Annotated in this window: 16 protein-coding genes; 8 read left to right on the top strand and 8 right to left on the bottom strand. The window is 67.8% G+C overall.

Annotated elements, in window-relative coordinates; all coding sequences use genetic code 11:
* Positions 1-235 precede the first annotated feature (235 nt).
* The 7 genes from FOZ76_RS08835 to cysS form a co-directional block, all read right to left on the bottom strand.
* Positions 236-766, bottom strand: coding sequence for a hypothetical protein (locus tag FOZ76_RS08835; RefSeq protein WP_143947780.1), 531 nt, complete (start codon positions 764-766; stop codon positions 236-238).
* 82 nt (positions 767-848) lie between these two features.
* Positions 849-1,790, bottom strand: coding sequence for an N-acetyl-gamma-glutamyl-phosphate reductase (gene argC, locus FOZ76_RS08830; protein ID WP_143947779.1), 942 nt, complete (start codon positions 1,788-1,790; stop codon positions 849-851).
* 520 nt (positions 1,791-2,310) lie between these two features.
* Positions 2,311-3,567, bottom strand: a complete 1,257-nt coding sequence (icd, locus tag FOZ76_RS08820; RefSeq protein WP_143947777.1) for an NADP-dependent isocitrate dehydrogenase — start codon at positions 3,565-3,567, stop codon at positions 2,311-2,313.
* A gap of 186 nt (positions 3,568-3,753) precedes the next feature.
* Positions 3,754-5,181 carry a tRNA lysidine(34) synthetase TilS gene (tilS, locus tag FOZ76_RS08815; protein ID WP_170235357.1) on the bottom strand — a complete coding sequence of 476 codons (1,428 nt, stop codon included), beginning with the start codon at positions 5,179-5,181 and terminating at the stop codon, positions 3,754-3,756.
* 10 nt (positions 5,182-5,191) lie between these two features.
* Positions 5,192-6,160 (bottom strand): acetyl-CoA carboxylase carboxyltransferase subunit alpha, encoded by a 969-nt coding sequence (locus FOZ76_RS08810; protein ID WP_143947776.1) that lies wholly within the window; start codon positions 6,158-6,160, stop codon positions 5,192-5,194.
* Entirely contained in the window at positions 6,160-6,798 is a 639-nt protein-coding gene (locus FOZ76_RS08805) for a DNA-3-methyladenine glycosylase family protein (protein ID WP_143947775.1), read from the bottom strand. The genes FOZ76_RS08810 and FOZ76_RS08805 overlap by 1 nt, the downstream gene beginning before the upstream one ends.
* Positions 6,791-8,179: a cysteine--tRNA ligase gene (gene cysS, locus FOZ76_RS08800; RefSeq protein WP_143947774.1), complete on the bottom strand. Its 1,389-nt coding sequence runs from the start codon at positions 8,177-8,179 to the stop codon at positions 6,791-6,793. Before cysS ends, FOZ76_RS08805 begins: the two co-directional genes overlap by 8 nt.
* A 246-nt stretch (positions 8,180-8,425) precedes the next feature.
* Here cysS and FOZ76_RS08795 point away from each other — a divergent pair, with 246 nt between their 5' ends.
* From FOZ76_RS08795 to FOZ76_RS08785, 3 genes are read left to right on the top strand one after another with little or no spacing between them, the layout of a single operon-like run.
* On the top strand, positions 8,426-9,088 hold the full coding sequence (locus FOZ76_RS08795; protein WP_143947773.1) for a tetratricopeptide repeat protein: 663 nt from the start codon (positions 8,426-8,428) through the stop codon (positions 9,086-9,088).
* A gap of 44 nt (positions 9,089-9,132) precedes the next feature.
* Positions 9,133-9,699, top strand: coding sequence for a peptidylprolyl isomerase (locus FOZ76_RS08790; protein ID WP_246129373.1), 567 nt, complete (start codon positions 9,133-9,135; stop codon positions 9,697-9,699).
* Positions 9,700-9,722: 23 nt separating this feature from the next.
* Positions 9,723-10,490, top strand: a complete 768-nt coding sequence (locus FOZ76_RS08785) for a UDP-2,3-diacylglucosamine diphosphatase (protein ID WP_143947771.1) — start codon at positions 9,723-9,725, stop codon at positions 10,488-10,490.
* Positions 10,491-10,504: 14 nt separating this feature from the next.
* Here FOZ76_RS08785 and FOZ76_RS08780 read toward each other — a convergent pair whose 3' ends face one another.
* A complete protein-coding gene (locus FOZ76_RS08780) occupies positions 10,505-11,251 on the bottom strand; it encodes an RNA methyltransferase (RefSeq protein WP_143947785.1) in 747 nt (248 codons plus the stop codon).
* 161 nt (positions 11,252-11,412) lie between these two features.
* On the opposite strand from FOZ76_RS08780, the gene FOZ76_RS08775 reads away from it, so the two are divergent.
* The 5 genes from FOZ76_RS08775 to FOZ76_RS08755 all read left to right on the top strand — a co-directional run bounded on the left by FOZ76_RS08775 (position 11,413) and on the right by FOZ76_RS08755 (position 20,317).
* Complete coding sequence (locus FOZ76_RS08775; RefSeq protein WP_143947770.1) at positions 11,413-12,231, top strand: inositol monophosphatase family protein; 819 nt, start codon at positions 11,413-11,415, stop codon at positions 12,229-12,231.
* 163 nt (positions 12,232-12,394) lie between these two features.
* Positions 12,395-13,972 (top strand): TerC family protein, encoded by a 1,578-nt coding sequence (locus FOZ76_RS08770; protein ID WP_143947769.1) that lies wholly within the window; start codon positions 12,395-12,397, stop codon positions 13,970-13,972.
* A gap of 196 nt (positions 13,973-14,168) precedes the next feature.
* A complete protein-coding gene (locus FOZ76_RS08765; protein WP_143947768.1) occupies positions 14,169-15,413 on the top strand; it encodes an efflux RND transporter periplasmic adaptor subunit in 1,245 nt (414 codons plus the stop codon).
* Between the two features lie 126 nt (positions 15,414-15,539).
* A complete protein-coding gene (locus FOZ76_RS08760) occupies positions 15,540-18,704 on the top strand; it encodes an efflux RND transporter permease subunit (protein WP_143947767.1) in 3,165 nt (1,054 codons plus the stop codon).
* Positions 18,704-20,317 carry an efflux transporter outer membrane subunit gene (locus FOZ76_RS08755; protein WP_425473253.1) on the top strand — a complete coding sequence of 538 codons (1,614 nt, stop codon included), beginning with the start codon at positions 18,704-18,706 and terminating at the stop codon, positions 20,315-20,317. Before FOZ76_RS08760 ends, FOZ76_RS08755 begins: the two co-directional genes overlap by 1 nt.
* The last annotated feature ends 12 nt before the right edge of the window (positions 20,318-20,329 follow it).

The raw sequence follows: 20,329 nt of genomic DNA, 5'->3' as shown, positions 1-20,329 counted from the left end.
CGGATCGCCTGGCGGCAAGGCAGCGGGCATATCGTCTCCTGGGAAGACGACAGCCTACGGCCGCCAGCACTCCCGTGCCGCCCGGGTGCGGCGGATGGCACGCAGTGGTTTTTTTTGCCGCCGGCGCCGGGCCGCCCCAAGGCAAAAAGCGCCCCCTTTGAGGGCAGCGCCGTCGCGCAGCGGCAAGCGTGCGGTCCTACTTTTCGAAGCGAGCTTCAGCCTCATCGGCCGGAAATCAGTCTGCCCCCGCCTGTCCTTGCTCGAACAGCGCACCTTTCACGGCACTCAGGGCCGTCTCGGCATTGCTACGTGCCAACGTCCGATCGTTGGCGGCGGATTGGACGACCAGCCGCTCGCCATCCTTCACGACAACGATCCTTGTCCCTGTCATGTCACCGCCCAGGCGACGCAGACTTATGAGCCTCCCGATCGCCGGGTCGATATCGATGTTCTCGATCTCACAAGCAGGACTCAAGGTCGAGCACGTCTCTTCCAATTCAGCGATGTAGGAACTGTCGGACCTTTCCGACTGGCCAAGTTCGTCCGTCTGCCGGTCGGTACTCAGCATGACGATCTGCTCCCTCGACTTCTCGCAGCAGCTCAAGTTCATGGTGTCGGGGGCGGCCCAGACACGGAAGCCGGCCCCCATTGCCTGGGCAACATCCGCCGCTACGGTCGTGAGGTCATGCAGTCCGAGGCCTTCGGCACGCGCAAGACCGCCGGACAGCACCAGGACAAAAAGGGCAATGAAACGCGCGATGCACATGCTGGTCAGCCGCCACTGCCCCTTTGAAGGAACACAGCCGCAACCCGGGACTTCACGGGCGACTCCCTGAACTGGTCGACCCTCAGCGCAGACCGCGCGCCTCTTCCATGCCGAGCATGATGTTCAGATTCTGGATCGCCGCCCCGGAAGCCCCCTTGCCGAGGTTGTCCAGGCGGGCGATGACCAGCACGTCGTCCTCGACCTTGCCGCCGAACGTCATGATCTCCAGCTCGTTGGTACCGGCCAGCGTGTCCGCGCGGACGAAGCCGCCCCGCAGCAGCGACGCGCGCTCGTCGAGCCCGGCCACGCGGATGAAGCCCTCGCCCGCATAGTGCGCCGCATAAGCCCGCTGCACCGCCTTCGGGCCCGCCGGCACCAGTTCGCGCGGCAGCAGGATGGCCACCAGCATCCCGCACGGGAAGTGCCCCTCGCTGGGCAGGAACATCGGCCGGCGCTCCAGCCGGGAACGCTGGCGGATCTCTTCGGTATGCTTGTGCGCGAGTTCGGTCGCATAGAAGGCGAACGGCTCGGGGTTCTCACCCTCATGGATCGCGATCAGCGACTTGCCGCCTCCGGTGTAGCCCGAAACCCCCGTGATCTGGGGGCGGGCGTCCGCCGGCAGCACCCCCGCGTCGACCAGCGGCCGCAACAGGGCGATCGCGCCGGTCGCATAGCAGCCGGGATTGCTGACGCGGGACGCCGAGCGCACAGCCTCGCGCTGGCCCGGCGCCATCTCGGGGAACCCGTAGACCCAGTCGGGCGACACCCGGTGGGCCGAACTGGCATCGATCACGCGCACCTCAGGCCGCTCGATCATCGCCACCGCCTCGCGCGAGGCGTCGTCCGGCAGGCAGAGCATGACCACATCGGCCTCGTTGAGCAGCTCGCGGCGGCGCTCGACCGAATGCCGGTCGGCCTGGGCGATATCGAGGACCTCGATGTCCTCGCGGCCGGCCAGTTGCTCGCGGATGCGCAGGCCCGTCGTGCCGTGCTGGCCATCGATATAGAGACGGTGAACCGCCATAGCTAACCCCCTGGAATGCTGAGCCGCGGCCTTCGCGCCGCCATGGGCGCAACGATACCAGAGGCGCAGGACGGCTGCTGCGCGCCGCCGCTCCGGGCAAACCGGCCTAGCTGCGACGCAGCCGTCGGGCTGCCGCCTTGTTCAGACGGCTCGCCTCCCGCTCGGCATACTCGCGCTCTCCCGGCTCGTACGATCCTTCGTACATACAACTGTTTCGGCTGGCGCTGCAATCGTTGCCGCGGTCGGGGCCCCTGGATGTGGAGCAGGCGGACAGCAGCGCGGCGAGAAGCAGAACGCCTCCGAGCCGGATCGTTCGAACGGACATGCACTATGGCCCTGCAGAAGTGATCGTAGTCCCTCTTATAGCAGACTTCGTTCGTGCGCCCGCGGGTGTGGCCGGCATCTGCCGGCGCTCTACGTGCGACAGTCGTCGTGAAATAAAAAACCCGGCCCTCCTGAAAGAACCGGGTTTCTTCGAACCGAAAACGGACGCGCCAGGCGCCCATCGCGGCGTCTCGAATTACATGTTTTCGATCATGACCTGACCGAAGCCCGAGCACGACACCTGGGTCGCGCCTTCGAGCAGGCGGGCGAAGTCATAGGTGACCTTCTTCGACAGGATGGACTTCTCCATGCTGCTGATGATCAGGTCGGCGGCTTCGGTCCAGCCCATGTGGCGCAGCATCATCTCGGCCGAGAGGATTTCCGAACCCGGGTTGACATAGTCCTTGCCAGCGTACTTGGGCGCGGTGCCGTGGGTGGCTTCGAACATGGCGACGGAGTCGGACATGTTCGCGCCCGGGGCGATGCCGATGCCGCCGACCTGGGCAGCCAGGGCGTCGGAGACGTAGTCGCCATTCAGGTTCAGGGTGGCGATCACGTCGTACTCGGCCGGGCGCAGCAGGATCTGCTGCAGGAAGGCGTCGGCGATCGAATCCTTGATGGTGATTTCCTTGCCCGTCTTGGGGTTCTTGATCTTGCTCCACGGGCCGCCGTCGATCAGTTCGGCGCCGAACTCCTTCTGGGCCAGGGCGTAGCCCCAGTCACGGAAGCCGCCTTCCGTGAACTTCATGATGTTGCCCTTGTGCACCAGGGTGACGGAGGAGCGGTCGTTGTCGATGGCGTACTGGATGGCCTTGCGCACCAGGCGCTCGGTGCCTTCGCGCGAGACCGGCTTGACGCCGATGCCCGAGGTGCCCGGGAAGCGGATCTTGTTGACGCCCAGCTCGTTCTGCAGGAAGTCGATGAGCTTCTTGGCCTTGTCGCTCTCGGCTTCGAACTCGATGCCGGCGTAGATGTCTTCCGAGTTCTCGCGGAAGATGACCATGTTGGTCTTCTCCGGCTCCTTCAGCGGCGAGGGCACGCCCTTGAAGTACTGGATCGGGCGCAGGCAGACGTACAGGTCGAGCTGCTGGCGCAGGGCGACGTTGAGCGAACGGATGCCGCCGCCGACCGGCGTGGTCAACGGGCCCTTGATCGACACGACGTAGTCCTTGACGGCCTCGAGGGTCTCGTCGGGCAGCCACACGTCAGGGCCGTAGACCTTGGTCGACTTCTCGCCCGCGTAGACTTCCATCCACTGGATCTTGCGCTTGCCACCGTAGGCCTTCTCGACCGCGGCGTCGACCACCTTGATCATGACCGGCGTGATGTCCTGGCCGGTGCCGTCGCCTTCGATGAAGGGAATGATCGGCTGATCGGGGACATTCAACGAAAAATCGGCATTGACGGTGATCTTCTCGCCCGCGGTGGGCACCTTGATGTGTTGGTAAGACATGTGAATCGTCCCTTTCGCAAAAAATCGTATTGGACACGGAAGGCGCAACACCGAAACCGGGCACGTGCACGCCCGCCCCGGCCGATGCGCTGGCCGCCGGCCACCAGAAACGCTAACTGAGCCCGCGGTAAAACGCCTCGCGCGCAAAGCTAAACGGCCGATTATCCCGTATTCCGGGCCTGCTTGTCATTCCCCGAGCCCTGCGGTTGCGCCCGGGGATTGCGCAAGCCAGCGCAGCGACCAGCCGTTCTCGGCGCGCGGCACACGCGCGTCCAGCCCCAGACCCGCCACATAGACGAGGACGCCGCCACGCCAGACCAGGGGCAGGCGCTCGCGCTCCCAGGCCGGTACGCCGCGCTCCTGGAACAGATTCTTGAGACTGCGGCTGGGGCCGTCCGGGTGCAGGCGCAGGCGTTCGCGGCCACGGCGCAACCCCACCTGCAAGGGCTCGGCGAGCAGCCACGCGGGGTCGCAACCGCCCACGACCGGCTCGAACCGCAAGGCGCCGCCGAACGCCGGCACGGCGATTTCGCGTTCTCCCTGCCAGCGCAGCTCCAACGGCTCGCTCGACGCGCCGCCCACGCCAGCGGGCGCCGCCGTCTGCGGCAGCAGCGCCAGGTGGTTGCGGTAGATGCGCAGCGTATGGCCCGCGTGCTCGAGCCGTACCTGCCGGTCGGCGCGCGCATGACGCAATTGATCCAGGAATGCCGCCAGGCGGTTCTCGGCGGGCATGGGCAGGCCACGCGCGGCAAGCCAGGCGCGCAGCGCCTGCGCGCCCCGGGCCGGCGCGAGCGCGCGCCATGTCGCCAGGTCGAGTGTCGGGCCCTGGCCGGGCACCGACTGCTCGATCCGGGCAAGATCCTCGGCAGCGACCTCTGCCAGGATCTCGGCAGCCTCGCGGGCGAGCCGGCTGTGGCGGACCAGGGTTTCGCGATAGCCAGGCCAGTGCTCGGCAATGGCCGGCAACACGCGCGTGCGCAGATGGCCGCGGGCGTAGCGGGCATCATGGTTGGTCGGGTCGGCCGCGGGCGCCACCCCCAGGGCCTCCGACACCGCGGCCAACTGCGCGACGATCTGCGCGCGCGGCACCTCGAGCCAGCAGCGCAGGTAGCGCACGCCATCGCGTTCGAGCTCGGCGCGCATGCCGACCATGCCGGCCGGCCCCGCCCCGCGCAGCAGGCGCATCAGCACCGTTTCGGCCTGGTCGTCCGCATGCTGGGCGAGCAGGACGTGGCGGATGCCGCGCTCGCCGGCCAGCCGGCTCAGCGCGGCGTACCGGGCCTGGCGCGCGGCGTCCTCGACCCCGCGGCCGCGCAGCTCGACCTCGACGCGCGCCACGGCCAGGCCGGCCGCAAGGCGCTGCGCCAGGTGCGCGACGCCCTGCGCCCAGGCGTCGGCCTCGGCGAGCAGGCCGTGGTGCACATGCAAGAGATGGAGGGGGCGGCCCTGGCGACGCGCCGCATGGGCGGCCGCCACGGCCAACATCAGCGAGTCGGGCCCGCCGCTGACGGCCACGGCCACCGCAGCGCCCGCGGGCAGGTGCGCCAGGCAGGCGTCGACCGGTGTCTGCAGCCCGGCTGCCAGCGCGGGCAGAGCGTCGGGCGCAGCGCTCATGGCAAACGCGCTACTTCGCCTTGATGGTGGTGACGCGGCCGTAGGCCATGAGCCGCTCCAGGCGCCGCTCCTGCAGCGCGGCGCTGGGCATGTCCTGCAGTTGACGCAGGCTGTCGGTCAGGGCTCGGCGCAGCAGGCGCGCCATGACGCGCGGCTCCCGGTGCGCGCCGCCGACGGGCTCGTTGACGATACGGTCGATCAGCGCCAGCGACTTGAGCTGGGGCGCCGTGATGTTCAGGGCCGCGGCCGCTTCGGGTGCCTTCTCGGCCGAGCGCCACAGGATCGACGCACACCCTTCGGGCGAGATCACCGCATAAGTGGCGTACTGCAGCATCAGCACGGTGTCGGCCACCGCGATGGCCAGTGCCCCACCCGAGCCGCCCTCGCCGATCAAGGTGGCGATCACGGGCACCTTGAGCTGGGCCATTTCATACAGGTTGCGGCCGATCGCCTCGGACTGGCCGCGCGCCTCGGCGTCGACGCCCGGATAGGCTCCCGGGGTATCCACGAAAGTGAAGATCGGCAGGCCGAACTTCTCCGCGAGCTTCATCAGGCGCAGCGCCTTGCGATACCCCTCGGGCTTGGGCATGCCGAAGTTGCGCATGGCACGCTCCTTCGTGTCGCGCCCCTTCTGGTGGCCGATCACCATGCAGGGCGCCCCGTTCAGGCGCGCCAGCCCGCCCACGATGGCCTGGTCGTCGGCGAACATGCGGTCACCGTGCAGCTCGTGGAAATCGGTGAAGATCTCGCGCACGTAGTCGAGCGTGTAAGGACGCTGCGGATGCCGCGACACCAGCGCCACCTGCCAGGGCGTCAGCTTGGCGTAGATATCCTTGGCCAGGCCCTGGCTCTTTTGCTGCAGCCGGTTGATTTCTTCGGAGATGTCCAACGCCGAGTCGGCCTGGACATAGCGAAGCTCTTCGATCTTGGCTTCCAGTTCGGCCAGCGGTTGTTCGAATTCGAGAAAGGCGTTACGCATCAATACTCCACGGCGACAGGATCGAGACTGCGCCACAAATACCAGGTAGCGACGGTGCTCCAGGGCTGCCATGCCTGAGCGACCTCGCGCGCCTCGAAGCGCGTGACCGGTTCGCCGCTGAAATAGTGCAGCGAGATCGCCTTCATCAGGCCGAGGTCGTCGAGCGGCAACACATTCGGCCGACGCAAATTAAAGATCAGAAACATCTCGGCTGTCCAGCGGCCGATGCCGCGGATGGCCGTGAGCTCGGCGATGATGTCCTCGTCTTCCATCGCCGCCCACTGGCCCGGGTGCACGCGTCCGGACTCGAAGTGCGCGGCAAGGTCGAGCAGGTATTCGGTCTTGCGCTGCGACAGCCCGACCGCGCGCATGCGCTCGATGCCGAGCTGGAGCAGCCGCGCGGGCGTCAGCTCGCCTTCGCATGCGACGAACAGGCGCTGACCGATGGCGTCGGCGGCCTTCACGGAGATCTGCTGGCCGACCACGGCGCGTACCAGCGTATCGAACGGCACCCCACGCGTGGTGAGGTGCACGTTCGGATGCTGGGGGATGATGCGGCGCAGCACCCGATCCCGGCGCTTGAGATGGCCAACCGCGATGGCCCAGTAGTCCGGCTCGGTGACGAGCAGGTCAGCCATCGGCGCGGCGCCAGTCGGTGACGCCGCCCGGGCGGTCTTCCAGCGCCACGCCGGCGTCGAGCAGCTCGGCACGGATGGCGTCGGCCGCGGCGTAGTCCTTGGCCGCCTTGGCCTCGGCGCGCGCGGCGATGCGCTCGGCGATCTGCGCCGGTGTGATACCCTCGCGGCCGCGCATGTCCTGCAGGAAGGCCGCGGGCGGCTGCTGCAGCAGGCCGAGGATCGCGCCCAGGGCGTGCAGTTGGCCAGCCGCGCGCGGCGAGCGCTTGCGGTTGACCTCGGTGGCGAGATCGAACAGTTGGGCGATCGCCTCGGGCGTGTTGAAATCGTCGTTCATGGCCTCGCGAAACGCCACAGCGTGCGCTTCGCTCCAGTCCACGCCCAGGCCATCGGGCTGGACCTGCTGCAAGGCGACATACAGGCGCGACAGCGCGTTCTCGGCGTCGGCCAGATTCTCGGCCGCGAAGTTCTGCGGGCTGCGATAGTGGTTGCGCACGATGAAAAAGCGCACGGCCTCCGGCCGATAGCGCGCGCAGGCCTCGCGGATCGTGAAGAAGTTGCCGAGCGACTTGGACATCTTCTCGGCATCCACGAGCAGCGGGCCGCAATGCATCCAGATGTTGGCGAGTTGGCCGCCGAAGGCGCCTTCGGTCTGTGCGATCTCGTTCTCGTGGTGCGGGAACTTCAGATCCGGACCGCCGCCGTGGATGTCCAGCGGCAGGCCGAGCAGGTCCCGGCTCATCGCCGAGCACTCGATGTGCCAACCCGGACGGCCCAGGCCATAGGGCGACTCCCATTTGGATTCGTCGGGCTCGCTCGGCTTGGCGGCCTTCCAAAGCACGAAATCGAAGGGGTCGCGCTTGCCCTGGGCGACTTCGACGCGCTCGCCGGCACGCAGGTCGTCGAGCGACTTGCCCGACAGCTTGCCGTAGCCGGGGAAGCGGCGCACGGCGTAGTTCACATCGCCGTCCTCGGCGCGATAGGCCAGCTCCTTGCTTTCCAGGCGGCCGATGATGTCGAGCATGCCCGCGATGTGCTGGGTGGCGCGCGGCTCGGCGTCGGGTGCCAGCACGTTGAGCGTGGCCTCGTCCTCGTGCATGGCGTCGATGTAGAACGCCGTGACCTCGTGCAGCTTCCTGCCGGTCTCGACCGCGCGGCGGATGATCTTGTCGTCGATATCGGTGATGTTGCGCACATAGGTCACGCGCAGGCCGGCCTCGCGCAGCCAGCGCGCCACCACGTCGAAGCCGACCAGCATGCGGGCGTGCCCGAGATGGCAGTAGTCGTAGACCGTGATGCCGCATACGTACATGCGGACATGGCCGGCTTCGACAGGCTGCAAGGGCTGCTTGCTGCGGGACAGCGTGTTGTAGACGGATATCATGACGCGTGGGTTTGGCGCGTTGAGGCCGGGTGAGCGTTGGACCTTGAGGACATGCCTGGCCGCGGCAGCGCCCGGCCGGCCCGTCGCACACCGCCGGACAGGGGCTCGGATTTCCTGCAGGCGCTGCGACGACGCACCCTGCGCTCGCTGCGCGAGCGGCCGGCGCACGGGCCAGAAATCATGAGCCCGCAAGGCGAGACGGGCTAAAATGCAATCTTCAAGTATAGCAAGCGGACAACTCCACCGATGCTCGCCCTGCCCCACGCTCCCCGCCGCCTCTTGCGCAGGTCCCTGGCCGCCCTGGCCTTCGTCTGTGCCGCCCCCCTGGTGTCGGCGCAGACCACCCAGGCCGACATCGCGGCACAGGAGCCCTACGGCTGGCCGTGGCTGGTGCGCGCGCTGGATCGCCTGAAGCCATCCACGGACACCCGCTTGCCCGAGACCCCCACCGAGACGGTGCAGCGGCTGGAGAGCATGGTCAACCAGGGCCGCTCCGCGGATGCGCTGCGCGAGATCGAAGACCTGCAGGCCAAGCGCGCCGCCAGCAACGTCTCCGGCGTCGACGCCCGGCTGCTGTTCCTGCAGGCGCGTGCGCTGGCCGCGCAGGGTCGCCTGGACGACGCGCAGGCGATCTACCAGCGCATGACCACCGACTTTCCCGAGCTGCCCGAACCGTGGAACAATCTCGCCGCGATCCACGCGGCCCAGGGCCGCCTGGACGAGGCCCGCAACGCGCTCGACATGGCCCTGGTCACCGATCCGAACTACGGCCCGGCCAAGACCAACCTCGCGGACATCTATCTGATGCTCGCCAACCGGTCGTACCGCGACGCGGCCCGCATGGGCCAGGCCGAAGCGGCTAAGATGGCCGCTCGCACCCAGGAACTTCTCATAGGGATTTCGCATTGAGCCGCCTGATGCAACGACTCGCCCTGCCCCTGATCTGCTGCGCGATGGCATTGGCCAGTGCGCCGGCAGGCGCAGCTTCCTCTTCCTCCGACTCCAAAGGTAGTACAGCCATGAACCCCCGCGTGAAACTCGTTACCAGCCAGGGCGACATCGTCATCGAACTCGACGCCGAGAAGGCGCCCAACACCACCGAGAACTTCGTGCAGTACGTGAAGGACGGCTTCTACGACGGCACCGTGTTTCACCGCGTGATCGGCAACTTCATGGTCCAGGGCGGCGGCTTCGAGCCGGGCATGAAGCAGAAGGAAACCCGCCCGCCGATCGACAACGAAGCGGCCAACGGCCTGAAGAACAACCGCTATACGGTCGCCATGGCGCGCACCAACGATCCGCACTCGGCCACCGCCCAGTTCTTCATCAACGTGGCCGACAACGATTTCCTGAACTTCACCGCGCCCAACCCGCGCGGCTGGGGTTACGCCGTGTTCGGCAAGGTCGTCGAAGGCACGGATACGGTCGAGAAGATCAAGGGTGTGAAGACCGGCTCGCGCGGCTTTCACCAGGACGTCCCGGTCGAGGACGTGGTGATCACCAAGGCCGAAGTGCTCTGACCTCGGTGTCGGCGATCGCTTCTTTGCCGCACATCACCGTACCGGGCACGGTGTGGATTGCGGCCGACATGCACCTGCGGCCCGACACGAGCGCCACCAACGAGGCCTTTCTCGCCTTCGTGGCGGCCGCGGCCGAACAGGCCGACGCCCTGATCCTGCCCGGCGACATCTTCGACGCCTGGATCGGCGATGACGTGCTCGACCAGCCGCCGCCCTGGCTGGCCGCGGTGCTGGGCGCCGTGGCCGATGCCAGCCGCCGGATTCCCGTCTGGATCGGACACGGCAACCGCGACTTCCTCATGGGCGAACGACTGGCGCGAGCCATGGGCGCCAGGCTGCTGCCGGGCCAGGCCGTCATCGAGACCGACGCGGGACGCTTTCTGCTCAGCCATGGCGACGAGCTGTGCACCGACGACGTGCCCTACCAGCAGATGCGCGCGGTCGTGCGCAACCCTGCCTGGCAGGCCGATGTGCTCGCCAAGCCCTTGCCGGAGCGCATGCAGATCGCGGCCCGGCTGCGCGAGCAGAGCGAGCACGGCAAGGCCGGCAAGACCATGGAGATCATGGACGTCAACCAGCAGGCCGTGGAAACGGCGCTGTGCCAGGCGGGCGTCACCCGCCTCATCCACGGCCACACGCATCGCCCGGGACATCATCGCTTCCTGCTGGGCGACACGCTCATGGAACGCTGGGTGCTGCCCGACTGGGACCTGGAAAGCACGCCGGCACGCGGTGGCTGGATCGCCCTGGACCGCGATGGCCCGGCGCTGCACGACATCGAGCTCGAGTGAATCCCGCCTGAAGGTCAGCCCTGCTTGCGGCCTCGCGCCGTGGCCAGCATGGCCGTGCACACGCCACGCAGCATGTCGACCTCCTCCTGCGAGAGGCCGGTGCGCGAGAACAGGTGCCGCATGCGCGGCATCAGCTTCTTCGGGTGCGCCGGATCGAGGAACTCCACGGCGACCAGCGCCTCCTCCCAGTGCGCGAGGAAGGCCTGCACCGCCGCGCCCGAAGCGGCCGTGGGCGCCGCCTGGCCCCTGCCATCCGGCGCCAGCACGCCGCGCTGGGCCGCATCGAGCAAGGCATAGCGCAGTTCCCAGGCCATCACCTGCATGGCCTGCGACACATTGAGCGAGCTGTACGCCGGGTTGGCCGGGATATGGCAGATGCGGTGGCAGCGCGCCACGTGCGCATTGGTCAGGCCGGCCCGCTCGGGGCCGACCACCATCGAGACCTCGGTGCCCGCCTCGGGATCGAGATGCGCGCGCGCCAGCACGGCCGCTTCGCGCACATCGCACGACGGCGGCCCGAGGTCGCGCCCGCGGGCGGTCAGGCCGAAGGCCAGCGTGGTCTGTGCCAGTGCCTCGTCCAGGGTGGCGCAGATGCGTGCCGCGGCCAGCACGTCGCCGGCGCCGCTGGCCAGCGCCACGGCATCCGGATGCCGGGTGACGTCGGGCCGCTCCGGCGCGACCAGCACCAGGCGGGAAAACCCCATGGTCTTCATGGCACGCGCGGCCGAACCGACGTTGCCTGGATGGCTCGGCTCGACCATCACGAATTGAGTACGCGAAAACACGGAATCCCTGGAAAACGGCGGCGGCTGCCGGCCCGCCGAGAGGAAAGGCGCCCAGGCCGCGCGGGCCCGGCGAAAGATCCGGCAGTATCCTAAAATAGCGGGCAGAGTTTATTCGAGTTTACGAGAACACAGGCCCCATGCATCCCATGCTCAACACCGCCGTGAAGGCGGCCCGCCGTGCGGGAAACATCATCAATCGCGCCAGCATGGACCTGGATCGGCTCGCCGTCGCGCGCAAGGCGCCGCGGGATTTCGTCACCGAAGTCGACACCGCGGCCGAGCAGGCGGTCATCGAAACCCTGCAGGAAGCCTATCCGCACCATGCGATCCTCGCCGAGGAATCCGGTGAGCACGCCCCGCTGCGCGAGTCCGACTCGGAATTCCAGTGGATCATCGACCCGCTGGACGGCACAACCAACTTCGTGCACGGGTTTCCCGACTACGCCGTTTCGATCGCACTGGCCGAACGCGGCGTCGTGACCCAGGCCGTGGTGTACGACCCCACCCGCAACGAACTCTTCACCGCCACCCGCGGCGCCGGCGCCTTCCTCAACGATCGCCGCATCCGGGTGTCGCGGCGCATCCGCATCAGCGAAGCGCTGATCGGCGCGAGCTTTCGCTCGGCCGACGACGCCCAGCTCGCGCGCTGGTCGCGCCTGTTCAGCGAGATGTCGGTGTCCTGCGCCGGCACCCGGCGCATCGGTTCGGCCGTGCTGGATCTGGCCTGGACGGCCGCAGGCCGGCTGGACGGCTGCTACGGCGCCGGCCTCAAGCCCTGGGACATCGCCGCGGGCGGGCTGCTCATACTGGAAGCCGGTGGCCTGATCGGCGATTTCGCCGGCGAGCAGACCTGGCTCGAATCGGGCAACCTCGTCGCCTCGGCGCCCAAGCTCTTCCCGGGCCTGCTGGGCCTGCTGGAGCCGATGCACTCCTCGCTCGCGCCGCGCACCGCGTAGGGCCTGCCCGCGAAGCACCAGGGCCGAACGCACAAGGGGGCCACAGCGCTGACAGGCCCTGGCTTTCGCCGGCTGTGCACAAAGACAACGAGGCCGCCGTCACCCCAAGGTGCGGCGGCCTCGTTCCGTTATCATCGAACCTTCCCAACTGTTGGAGCTCCTGATGGAGTGGATATCCGAGCCTACTGCCTGGGCCGGTCTTGCAACCCTGGTAGTACTCGAAATCGTCCTCGGGATCGACAATCTCGTCTTCATTGCCATCCTGGCGGACAAGCTGCCGCCCCATCAGCGCGACAAGGCGCGCGTGATCGGCCTCTCGCTGGCCCTGGTCATGCGCCTGATCCTGCTGAGCGTGATGTCCTGGATGATCACGCTCACGCGGCCCCTGTTCTCCATCGGTCCGCTCTCCTTCGCCGGGCGCGACCTGATCCTCCTGATCGGCGGCCTGTTCCTGCTCTTCAAAGCCACTGTCGAGCTGCATGAACGACTCGAAGGCAACACCCACAACTCGGACGGCTCGCGCGCCTACGCCAGCTTCTGGATCGTGGTGGCCCAGATCATCGTGCTCGACGCCGTATTCTCGCTGGACGCCGTCATCACGGCGGTCGGCATGGTCGAGCACCTCGCGGTGATGATGATCGCCGTGGTGATCGCCATGGGCATCATGCTGATCGCCTCCAAGCCGCTCACCGCCTTCGTCAACCGGCACCCTACCGTGGTCGTCCTGTGCCTGGCGTTCCTGCTGATGATCGGGTTCTCCCTGGTGGCCGAGGGCCTGGGCTTCCATGTACCCAAGGGCTATCTGTATGCGGCCATCGGCTTCTCGATCCTGATCGAATCCTTCAACCAGATCGCGCAGCGCAACATCCTGCGCCTTGACGCGTCGCGTCCGATGCGCGAGCGCACCGCCGAAGCCATCCTCAACCTGCTCTCGACCAAGAAGCAGCGCGAGCAGGCCGAGCAGGCGGCGGCGTCGCCGAGCGCCATGGACGCGATCCAGGCCGACCAGGGCTTCGGCGTCGAAGAACGCAACATGGTCAGCGGGGTGCTGACCCTGGTGGACCGTTCGGTACGCTCGATCATGACGCCGCGCACGGACATCTCCTGGGTCAACCTGGAAGACGACCCGGCATCCATCCGCCAGCTCGTCAAGACGGTGCCGCACAGTTTCTTTCCGGTCTGCCGCGGCAACCTGGACGACGTGGTCGGCGTGGGCCGCGCCCGCGATCTGCTGGCCGACGTGCTCACCGGCCAGGCGATCCGCCGGGAAAGCCTGCGCCAGCCGATCATCGTGCACGAGTCGATCGGCATACTGCAGCTCATGGACACCCTGCGCCGCTCGCGCGGCCAGCTAGTGCTCGTCACGGACGAGTTCGGTAACATCGAAGGCCTGGTCACGCCGATCGACGTCTTCGAGGCCATCGCCGGCGAGTTCCCCGACGAGGACGAAATGCCCGAGATCCTGCCCGACGGCGAGGGCCGCTGGCTGGTCACGGGAGCGGCCGACCTGCACCATGTGGAACAGACCCTGGAAGTGCAAGGGCTGGTTACCGACGAATACTCCACACTGGCCGGCTATCTCCTGGCCAGATTCGACCACCTGCCGGATGTGGGGCAGGTCCTGGTGGAGCCCGGCATCGGGCTGCGTTTCACGGTTCGCGAGGTCGTCAACCGCCGCATCGTTTCCGTGCTGGTCGAGCGCATCGCGCCCGAGCATCGGCACGACGGCGTGGCCGGATAAGTTCCTGCGACGGGGCCGCCGTCTGTCGCCGATGCGGCAGGCGCGGACAGGCCGATCCGGACTAGCGACGGCGGCGACCGAATCCCGTTAGTTGTGGTGATACAATCCCGTCTCATTTGAGCGGGCTTTATAACAAACGAAACTCCTTCGTTTCCCCGGCCCGCCATCTGCACCTGTTTCCTCAGTCGAGATCGACATGTCCAAGCCCCTAAGCCTGCTCGCCTACTCCGGAATTGCCTTGATGGCGCTCGCCATCTCCGCTTGCGGTAACCAAGAAGGGGGCGGCGGGCCCGGCGCCAACGGCCAGCAGACGCCGCCGACCGAAGTCGGCTACGTCACGGTCCAGCCGCAATCCGCCCAGAATATGGTCGAGCTGCCCGGCCGCCTCGAAGCCGTGCGCGAGGCGCAGGTGCGCGCCCGGGTGCCCGGCATCGTGCTCAAGCGCACCTTCGAACAGGGCACCGACGTTAAGGAAGGCGACCTGCTCTACCAGATCGACCCGGCGCCCCTGCGCGCGGCGTACAACGCCGCGCAGGCGAACGTGCAGCAGGCCGAGGCCCAGCTCTACCAGGCCCGGCAACTGCAGCGGCGCTACCAGCCACTGGTCGAGGCCAACGCCGTCAGCCGCCAGGAATACGACCAGGCCGTGGCAGGCCTGCGCCAGGGCGAAGCGCTCGTCGCACAGCAGAAAGCGGCCGCCGAGCAGGCGCGCCTGAACCTGGGCTACGCCAACGTCACCGCTCCCATCAGCGGACGCATCGGCAACGCACTGGTTACCGAAGGCGCCCTGGTCGGACAGAGCGGCGAAGCCACGCCGCTCGCCGTGATCCAGCAGCTCGACCCGATCTACGTCAACTTCACGCAGTCCGCCAACGAGCTGCTCGCGCTGCAGCAGGCACTCGCCAGCGGCGAACTGTCCAACGCGGATGGCGAGACGCCGGTTACGCTGCTCATGGCCAACGGCCAGAAGTATGCGCACCAAGGCAAGCTGCTGTCGACCGGCGTGTCGGTCGACCCGAGCACGGGCCAGATCACGCTGCGGGCCGAGTTCCCCAACCCCGACCGCCAACTGCTGCCCGGCATGTACGTGCGCGGCCAGGTCGTCCAGGGGGTGCGCAAGGAGGCGCTGATGGTGCCCTCGCGCGCCGTGCAGCGCCAACCCGGCGGCAGCGCCTACGTGCTGGTCATCGACGAGAACAGCACGGCCCAGGCGCGGCCGATCCAGACGGGTCCGATGTCGGGCGAGAACTGGATCGTCGAAAAAGGGCTGAACCCGGGCGACCGGGTCATCGTGGACCGCTTCCAGCAAGTGCGCCCGGGTGCCCCGGTGAAGCCCACCGCGCCTGCCCAGCCGGCCGATGCCCAAGCGGGCGACGCCGGCCAGGGCGCCGGGCAGGCGGGATCAGCGGCCCAGCAGCAACCGGCGCAAGCTCAGCCATAACCCAACGATGAGCCGCCCGCCCGCCACGCCCGCGAGTCCGGCCGCCTATGCCGGTACGCGGCGCCACGCGGGCGAGGCCCCACGGGCCACAGTGCCCCACCGGGAATCAATCGAGAAGGTCACCTCATGCCTCAGTTTTTCATCAGCCGCCCGGTCTTCGCCTGGGTCGTGGCGCTATTCATCATCCTGGCGGGGGTGCTCGCCATTCCCAGCCTGCCGGTCGCCCAGTTCCCGGACGTCGCACCGCCCAGCGTCGAGATCACGGCGACCTACCCGGGCGCGTCCGCGGAGACCGTCGACGAATCGGTGACCAGCCTGATCGAGCGCGAACTCAACGGCGCGCAGGGCCTGCTCTATTTCGAATCGACCAGCGACTCGTTCGGCCGCGCGACCATCACCGCCACCTTCGAGCCGGGCACCGACCCGGATCTCGCGGCGGTCGACGTGCAGAACCGCATCAAGCGGGTCGAGTCCCGCCTGCCCCAGGCCGTGATGACGCAGGGCCTGAACGTCGAGAAAGCAAGCTCGAACTTCCTGATGGTCGTGGCGATGCACTCGCCCGACGGATCGGTGGATGCGCCGACGCTGGCGGACTACACCTCGCGCAACATCCTGGACGAACTGACCCGGGTGCCCGGCGTGGGCAAGACCCAGCTTTTCGCGGCCGAGCGCGCCATGCGCATCTGGATCGACCCCGTCAAGCTGGTCGGCTACAACCTGTCGATGGGCGACGTGAACAGCGCCATCTCCACGCAGAACACCCAGGTGCCGGCCGGCGCCATCGGCGCCATGCCGGTGGACATGGGGCAGGAGATCACCGCCAGCATCGTGGTGCGCGGCATGCTGCAGACGCCGGAAGAATTCGGCCAGATCGTGCTGCGCTCCAACCCGGACGGCTCCAACGTCTTTCTGCGCGACGTCGCGCGCATCGAGTTCGGCTCCGAAAGCTACCAGTTCGGCTCGCGCCTGAACGGCAGGCCCGCGGCGGCCGTCGGGATCCAGTTGGCCACCGGCGCCAACGCGCTGAATACCGCCACCCTGGTGCGCGAGCGCATGGAGGAGCTGCAGCGGTTCTTCCCGGCCGGCACGGGCTGGGAGATCCCCTACGACACCTCGCCCTTCGTCAAGGCCTCCATCGAGAAGGTGGTGCACACGCTGGTCGAGGCGGTGGTGCTGGTGATCCTGGTGATGTTCCTGTTCCTGCAGAACTTTCGCTACACCCTCATTCCGACCATCGTGGTCCCGATCGCGCTGCTCGGCACCTTCGCGGTGATGTACCTCGCCGGATTCTCGATCAACGTACTGACCATGTTCGGCATGGTGCTGGCCATCGGGATTCTGGTGGACGATGCCATCGTCGTGGTCGAGAACGTCGAGCGCATCATGGCCGAGGAAGGGCTGCCGCCCAAGCAGGCCACGCGCAAGGCCATGCGCCAGATCAGCGGGGCCATCATCGGCATCACACTGGTGCTCTCGGCCGTGTTCCTGCCGCTCGCCTTCATGGGCGGTTCGGTGGGCGTGATCTATCGCCAGTTCGCGATCGCGATGGCGGTCTCGATCATGTTCTCGGGCTTTCTGGCACTCTCGCTCACACCCTCGCTGTGCGCGACGCTGCTCAAGCCCGTGAACCAGGAGCAGCACGCCGAACGCAAGGGTTTCTTCGGCTGGTTCAACCGCTTCTTCAACAAGGCGACGCACCGCTACCAGAACGGCGTGACGCGCATCGTGCACCGGCCCAAGCGCTTCATGCTGCTGTACCTGGTGATCGTGGGCTTCCTGGCGTTCAGCTACATGCGCCTGCCCTCCTCTTTCCTGCCGGTCGAGGATCAGGGCTACGTCATCACCAATGTGCAGTTGCCCGCCGGCGCCACCCAGGCGCGCACCAGCGCGGCCATGGAGCAGATGGAGGAGTACTTCCTGAAGCGCCCGTCGGTCGACAAGATGGTGTCGATCCTTGGCTTCAGCTTCTCCGGCGCGGGCGAGAACGCCGGGCTGGCCTTCACCACGTTCAAGGACTGGTCCGAGCGCGACACCTCGGCGATGGACGAAGGCAACATGGCCACGGGCTACTTCGCCCAGCACATCCGTGACGGCGAGTTCTTCTCGCTGGTGCCGCCGGCGATCCCCGAACTGGGCACGGCCAGCGGCTTCACCTTCCGGCTGCAGGATCGCGCCGGGCTTGGCCACGGTGCCCTGATCGATGCGCGCAACCAGTTGCTGATGAAGGCCAACCAGCACCCGGTGCTCGCCTATGCCCGTCCGGAAGGCCTGGAGGATGCGCCGCAGATCCGTCTGGACATCGACCGCGAGGCTGCCGCCGCCCAGGGCGTACCGTTCTCCAGCATCGCCACGACACTGTCCTCGGCGCTGGGTTCGGCGATCATCAACGACTTCGCCAATGCCGGCCGCATGCAGCGGGTGATCGTGCAATCCGAGGGCGAGCGCCGCATGCAGCCCGAGGACATCCTGCGCCTGAACGTGCTGAACAGCCAAGGCCAGCCGGTGCCCCTCGCCACGGTGGCCAAGGTCGACTGGGAAATCGGCCCCATGGGCCTGGTGCGTTACAACGGCTATCCGGCGATCAAGATCGCGGGCGACGCCAAGCCGGGCTTCAGTACCGGCGACGCCATGATCGCCATGGAAGAGATCGCTGCGGAACTGCCCGAGGGCTTCGGCTACGAATGGACCGGCCAGTCGCTGCAGGAGCGCATTTCGGGCGCGCAACTGCCTATGCTGATCTCGCTCGCGCTGCTCACCGTGTTCATGATCCTCGCCGCCCTGTACGAGAGCTGGGCCATTCCGTTCTCGGTGGTCCTGGTGGTCCCCCTGGGTCTGCTCGGCTCGGTGCTGGCCGTGACCTTCGTGGGCATGCCCAACGACGTGTTCTTCAAGGTCGGGTTGGTTACCATCATCGGGCTGTCGTCCAAGAACGCCATCCTGATCGTGGAATTCGCCAAGGACATCTACGCCGAAGGACGCGGGCTGCTGGAGTCCACCATCGAGGCGGCGCGCCTGCGCTTTCGCCCGATCCTCATGACCTCCCTCGCCTTCACCATGGGCGTGATCCCGCTCGCGCTGGCCACCGGCGCCAGCGCGGCCAGCCAGCGCGCGCTGGGTGTCGGCGTGCTGGGCGGCATGATCTCGGGCACGTTCCTCGCGATCTTCCTGGTGCCGGTGTTCTTCGTGGCCGTGCTCCAGCTTTTCCGCGTCAAGCCAAAGAAGATCGGTCACGACGAGGACGAAGAACAACCACCCAAGCAAGAAGAACCGAAGCAAGGAGTGCACGCATGATGCGCGCTGATGTGAACCCTGCCCTGTCGATCGATGCCGCCGGGCGGCGGCGCCACCTGCCCCGCCACGTGCTGGCGCTGGCCCCGGTGGCGCTGGCGGTGCTGCTCTCGGCGTGCTCGCTCGCGCCGAAGTACGAACGGCCGCCGGCGCCCGTGGCCGCCGACTGGCCCATCCCGGCCACCGGCGACGGCGTCATGGCCGGCACGCCGGATTCGGTCACTGCCGCCTCGATCGGCTGGCGCGACTTCTTCCGCGACCCGCAACTGCAGTCGCTGATCGCCCAGGCGCTGGAGAACAACCGCGATCTGCGCGTGGCGGTCTACAACATCGAAGCGGCGCGCGCCCAGTACAACGTCCAGCGTGCCGAGCTAGCGCCCTCGATCGGCGCGGGCGCCACCGGCCAGCGTGCGCGTACGCCTGGCGATCTGAGCCCCAGCGGCCAGTCCGTGGTGTCGAGCCAGTACCAGGTCGGCGTGCAGATGCCGGCGTTCGAGATCGACCTCTTCGGCCGCATCCGCAACCTGTCCGAGGCAGCGCTCAACCAGTACCTGGCCACCGAGGAGACCCGGCGCAACGTACAGATCACCTTGATCTCCCAAGTCGCCGAAGCCTACCTCAACCTCATCGCCGCCGACGTGCAGATCGACCTGGCCCGCCGCACGGCCGATTCCAGCCAGGGCTCCTACGACCTGGTGCAGCGCCGCATGGATGCCGGCGTCGCCTCCGCGCTCGAACTCAACCAGGCCCGCACCCTGCTCGAAACCGCGCGCAGCAACCTGTACGCAGCGCAGCGCGCGCGCCTGCAGGCCAACAATGCGCTGCGCCTGCTCACCGGCGGCACCGAGGCAGGCGGCACCGAAGCCGCGCAGGCGTCGTTCATCCTGGGCGACCTGCTCTCGGACGTTCCCGCCGGCCTGCCGTCGGAAGTGCTGCTGGCCCGGCCCGACGTGCTCGCATCCGAACACAATCTGCAGGCGGCCAACGCCAACATCGGCGCGGCGCGTGCCGCGTTCTTCCCCAGCATCTCGCTCACGGCGCTGTTCGGCACCGCCAGCGCCCAACTGTCCGGATTATTCGGCGGCGGCTCGCAGATGTGGAGTTTCTCGCCGCAGATCGCCATGCCGATCTTCGCCGGCGGCAGCCTGCGCGGCCAGTTGGCCCTGGCCGAGGCGCGCGAGAACATCGCGGTGGCCCAGTACGAGGGAACGATCCAGCAGGCCTTCCGCGAAGTCTCGGATGCGCTCGCCGGCACCGCGACCTACAAGCAGCAGTTGCAGGCCGAAGACGGCCTGGTGGAAGCCTCGCAACGCTCGGTCGAGCTCTCCGAGCTGCGCTACAAGAACGGCGTGGACAACTTCCTGGCCGTGCAGGATGCGCAGCGCACCCTGTTCCAGGCGCAGCAGCAGTTGGTCGGGAGCCGGCTTGCCGAGCAGGCCAACCGCGTCGCGCTCTACAAGGCGCTGGGCGGCGGCTGGCTCGAAAGCTCGCCCGTCCCCGGCAGTGTGCGCACGCGCACGGGCGGCGAGCCGGCCACCACGCCGGATGCGCTGCGCACGCGAACGCAGGCGACGCCGGACGGTGGACAGCCCACGGCCCCCGGTACGCAGCCCTGAGGCAGGCCCCGC

Source organism: Verticiella sediminum, assembly GCF_007558815.1.
Classification (GTDB): Bacteria; Pseudomonadota; Gammaproteobacteria; order Burkholderiales; family Burkholderiaceae_B; genus Verticiella; species Verticiella sediminum.
Note: the sequence above shows the minus strand (reverse complement) of the source record. Positions and strands in the feature narration are given on the sequence as shown.

Bases quoted from the DNA above. Each gene is read 5' to 3' on its own strand.
- FOZ76_RS08835 (WP_143947780.1), bottom strand. From the start codon at position 766: ATGTGCATCGCGCGTTTCATTGCCCTTTTTGTCCTGGTGCTGTCCGGC.
- argC (WP_143947779.1), bottom strand. From the start codon at position 1,790: ATGGCGGTTCACCGTCTCTATATCGATGGCCAGCACGGCACGACGGGC.
- icd (WP_143947777.1), bottom strand. From the start codon at position 3,567: ATGTCTTACCAACACATCAAGGTGCCCACCGCGGGCGAGAAGATCACC.
- tilS (WP_170235357.1), bottom strand. From the start codon at position 5,181: ATGAGCGCTGCGCCCGACGCTCTGCCCGCGCTGGCAGCCGGGCTGCAG.
- FOZ76_RS08810 (WP_143947776.1), bottom strand. From the start codon at position 6,160: ATGCGTAACGCCTTTCTCGAATTCGAACAACCGCTGGCCGAACTGGAA.
- FOZ76_RS08805 (WP_143947775.1), bottom strand. From the start codon at position 6,798: ATGGCTGACCTGCTCGTCACCGAGCCGGACTACTGGGCCATCGCGGTT.
- cysS (WP_143947774.1), bottom strand. From the start codon at position 8,179: ATGATATCCGTCTACAACACGCTGTCCCGCAGCAAGCAGCCCTTGCAG.
- FOZ76_RS08795 (WP_143947773.1), top strand. From the start codon at position 8,426: ATGCTCGCCCTGCCCCACGCTCCCCGCCGCCTCTTGCGCAGGTCCCTG.
- FOZ76_RS08790 (WP_246129373.1), top strand. From the start codon at position 9,133: ATGGCATTGGCCAGTGCGCCGGCAGGCGCAGCTTCCTCTTCCTCCGAC.
- FOZ76_RS08780 (WP_143947785.1), bottom strand. From the start codon at position 11,251: ATGGTCGAGCCGAGCCATCCAGGCAACGTCGGTTCGGCCGCGCGTGCC.
- FOZ76_RS08775 (WP_143947770.1), top strand. From the start codon at position 11,413: ATGCATCCCATGCTCAACACCGCCGTGAAGGCGGCCCGCCGTGCGGGA.
- FOZ76_RS08770 (WP_143947769.1), top strand. From the start codon at position 12,395: ATGGAGTGGATATCCGAGCCTACTGCCTGGGCCGGTCTTGCAACCCTG.
- FOZ76_RS08765 (WP_143947768.1), top strand. From the start codon at position 14,169: ATGTCCAAGCCCCTAAGCCTGCTCGCCTACTCCGGAATTGCCTTGATG.
- FOZ76_RS08760 (WP_143947767.1), top strand. From the start codon at position 15,540: ATGCCTCAGTTTTTCATCAGCCGCCCGGTCTTCGCCTGGGTCGTGGCG.
- FOZ76_RS08755 (WP_425473253.1), top strand. From the start codon at position 18,704: ATGCGCGCTGATGTGAACCCTGCCCTGTCGATCGATGCCGCCGGGCGG.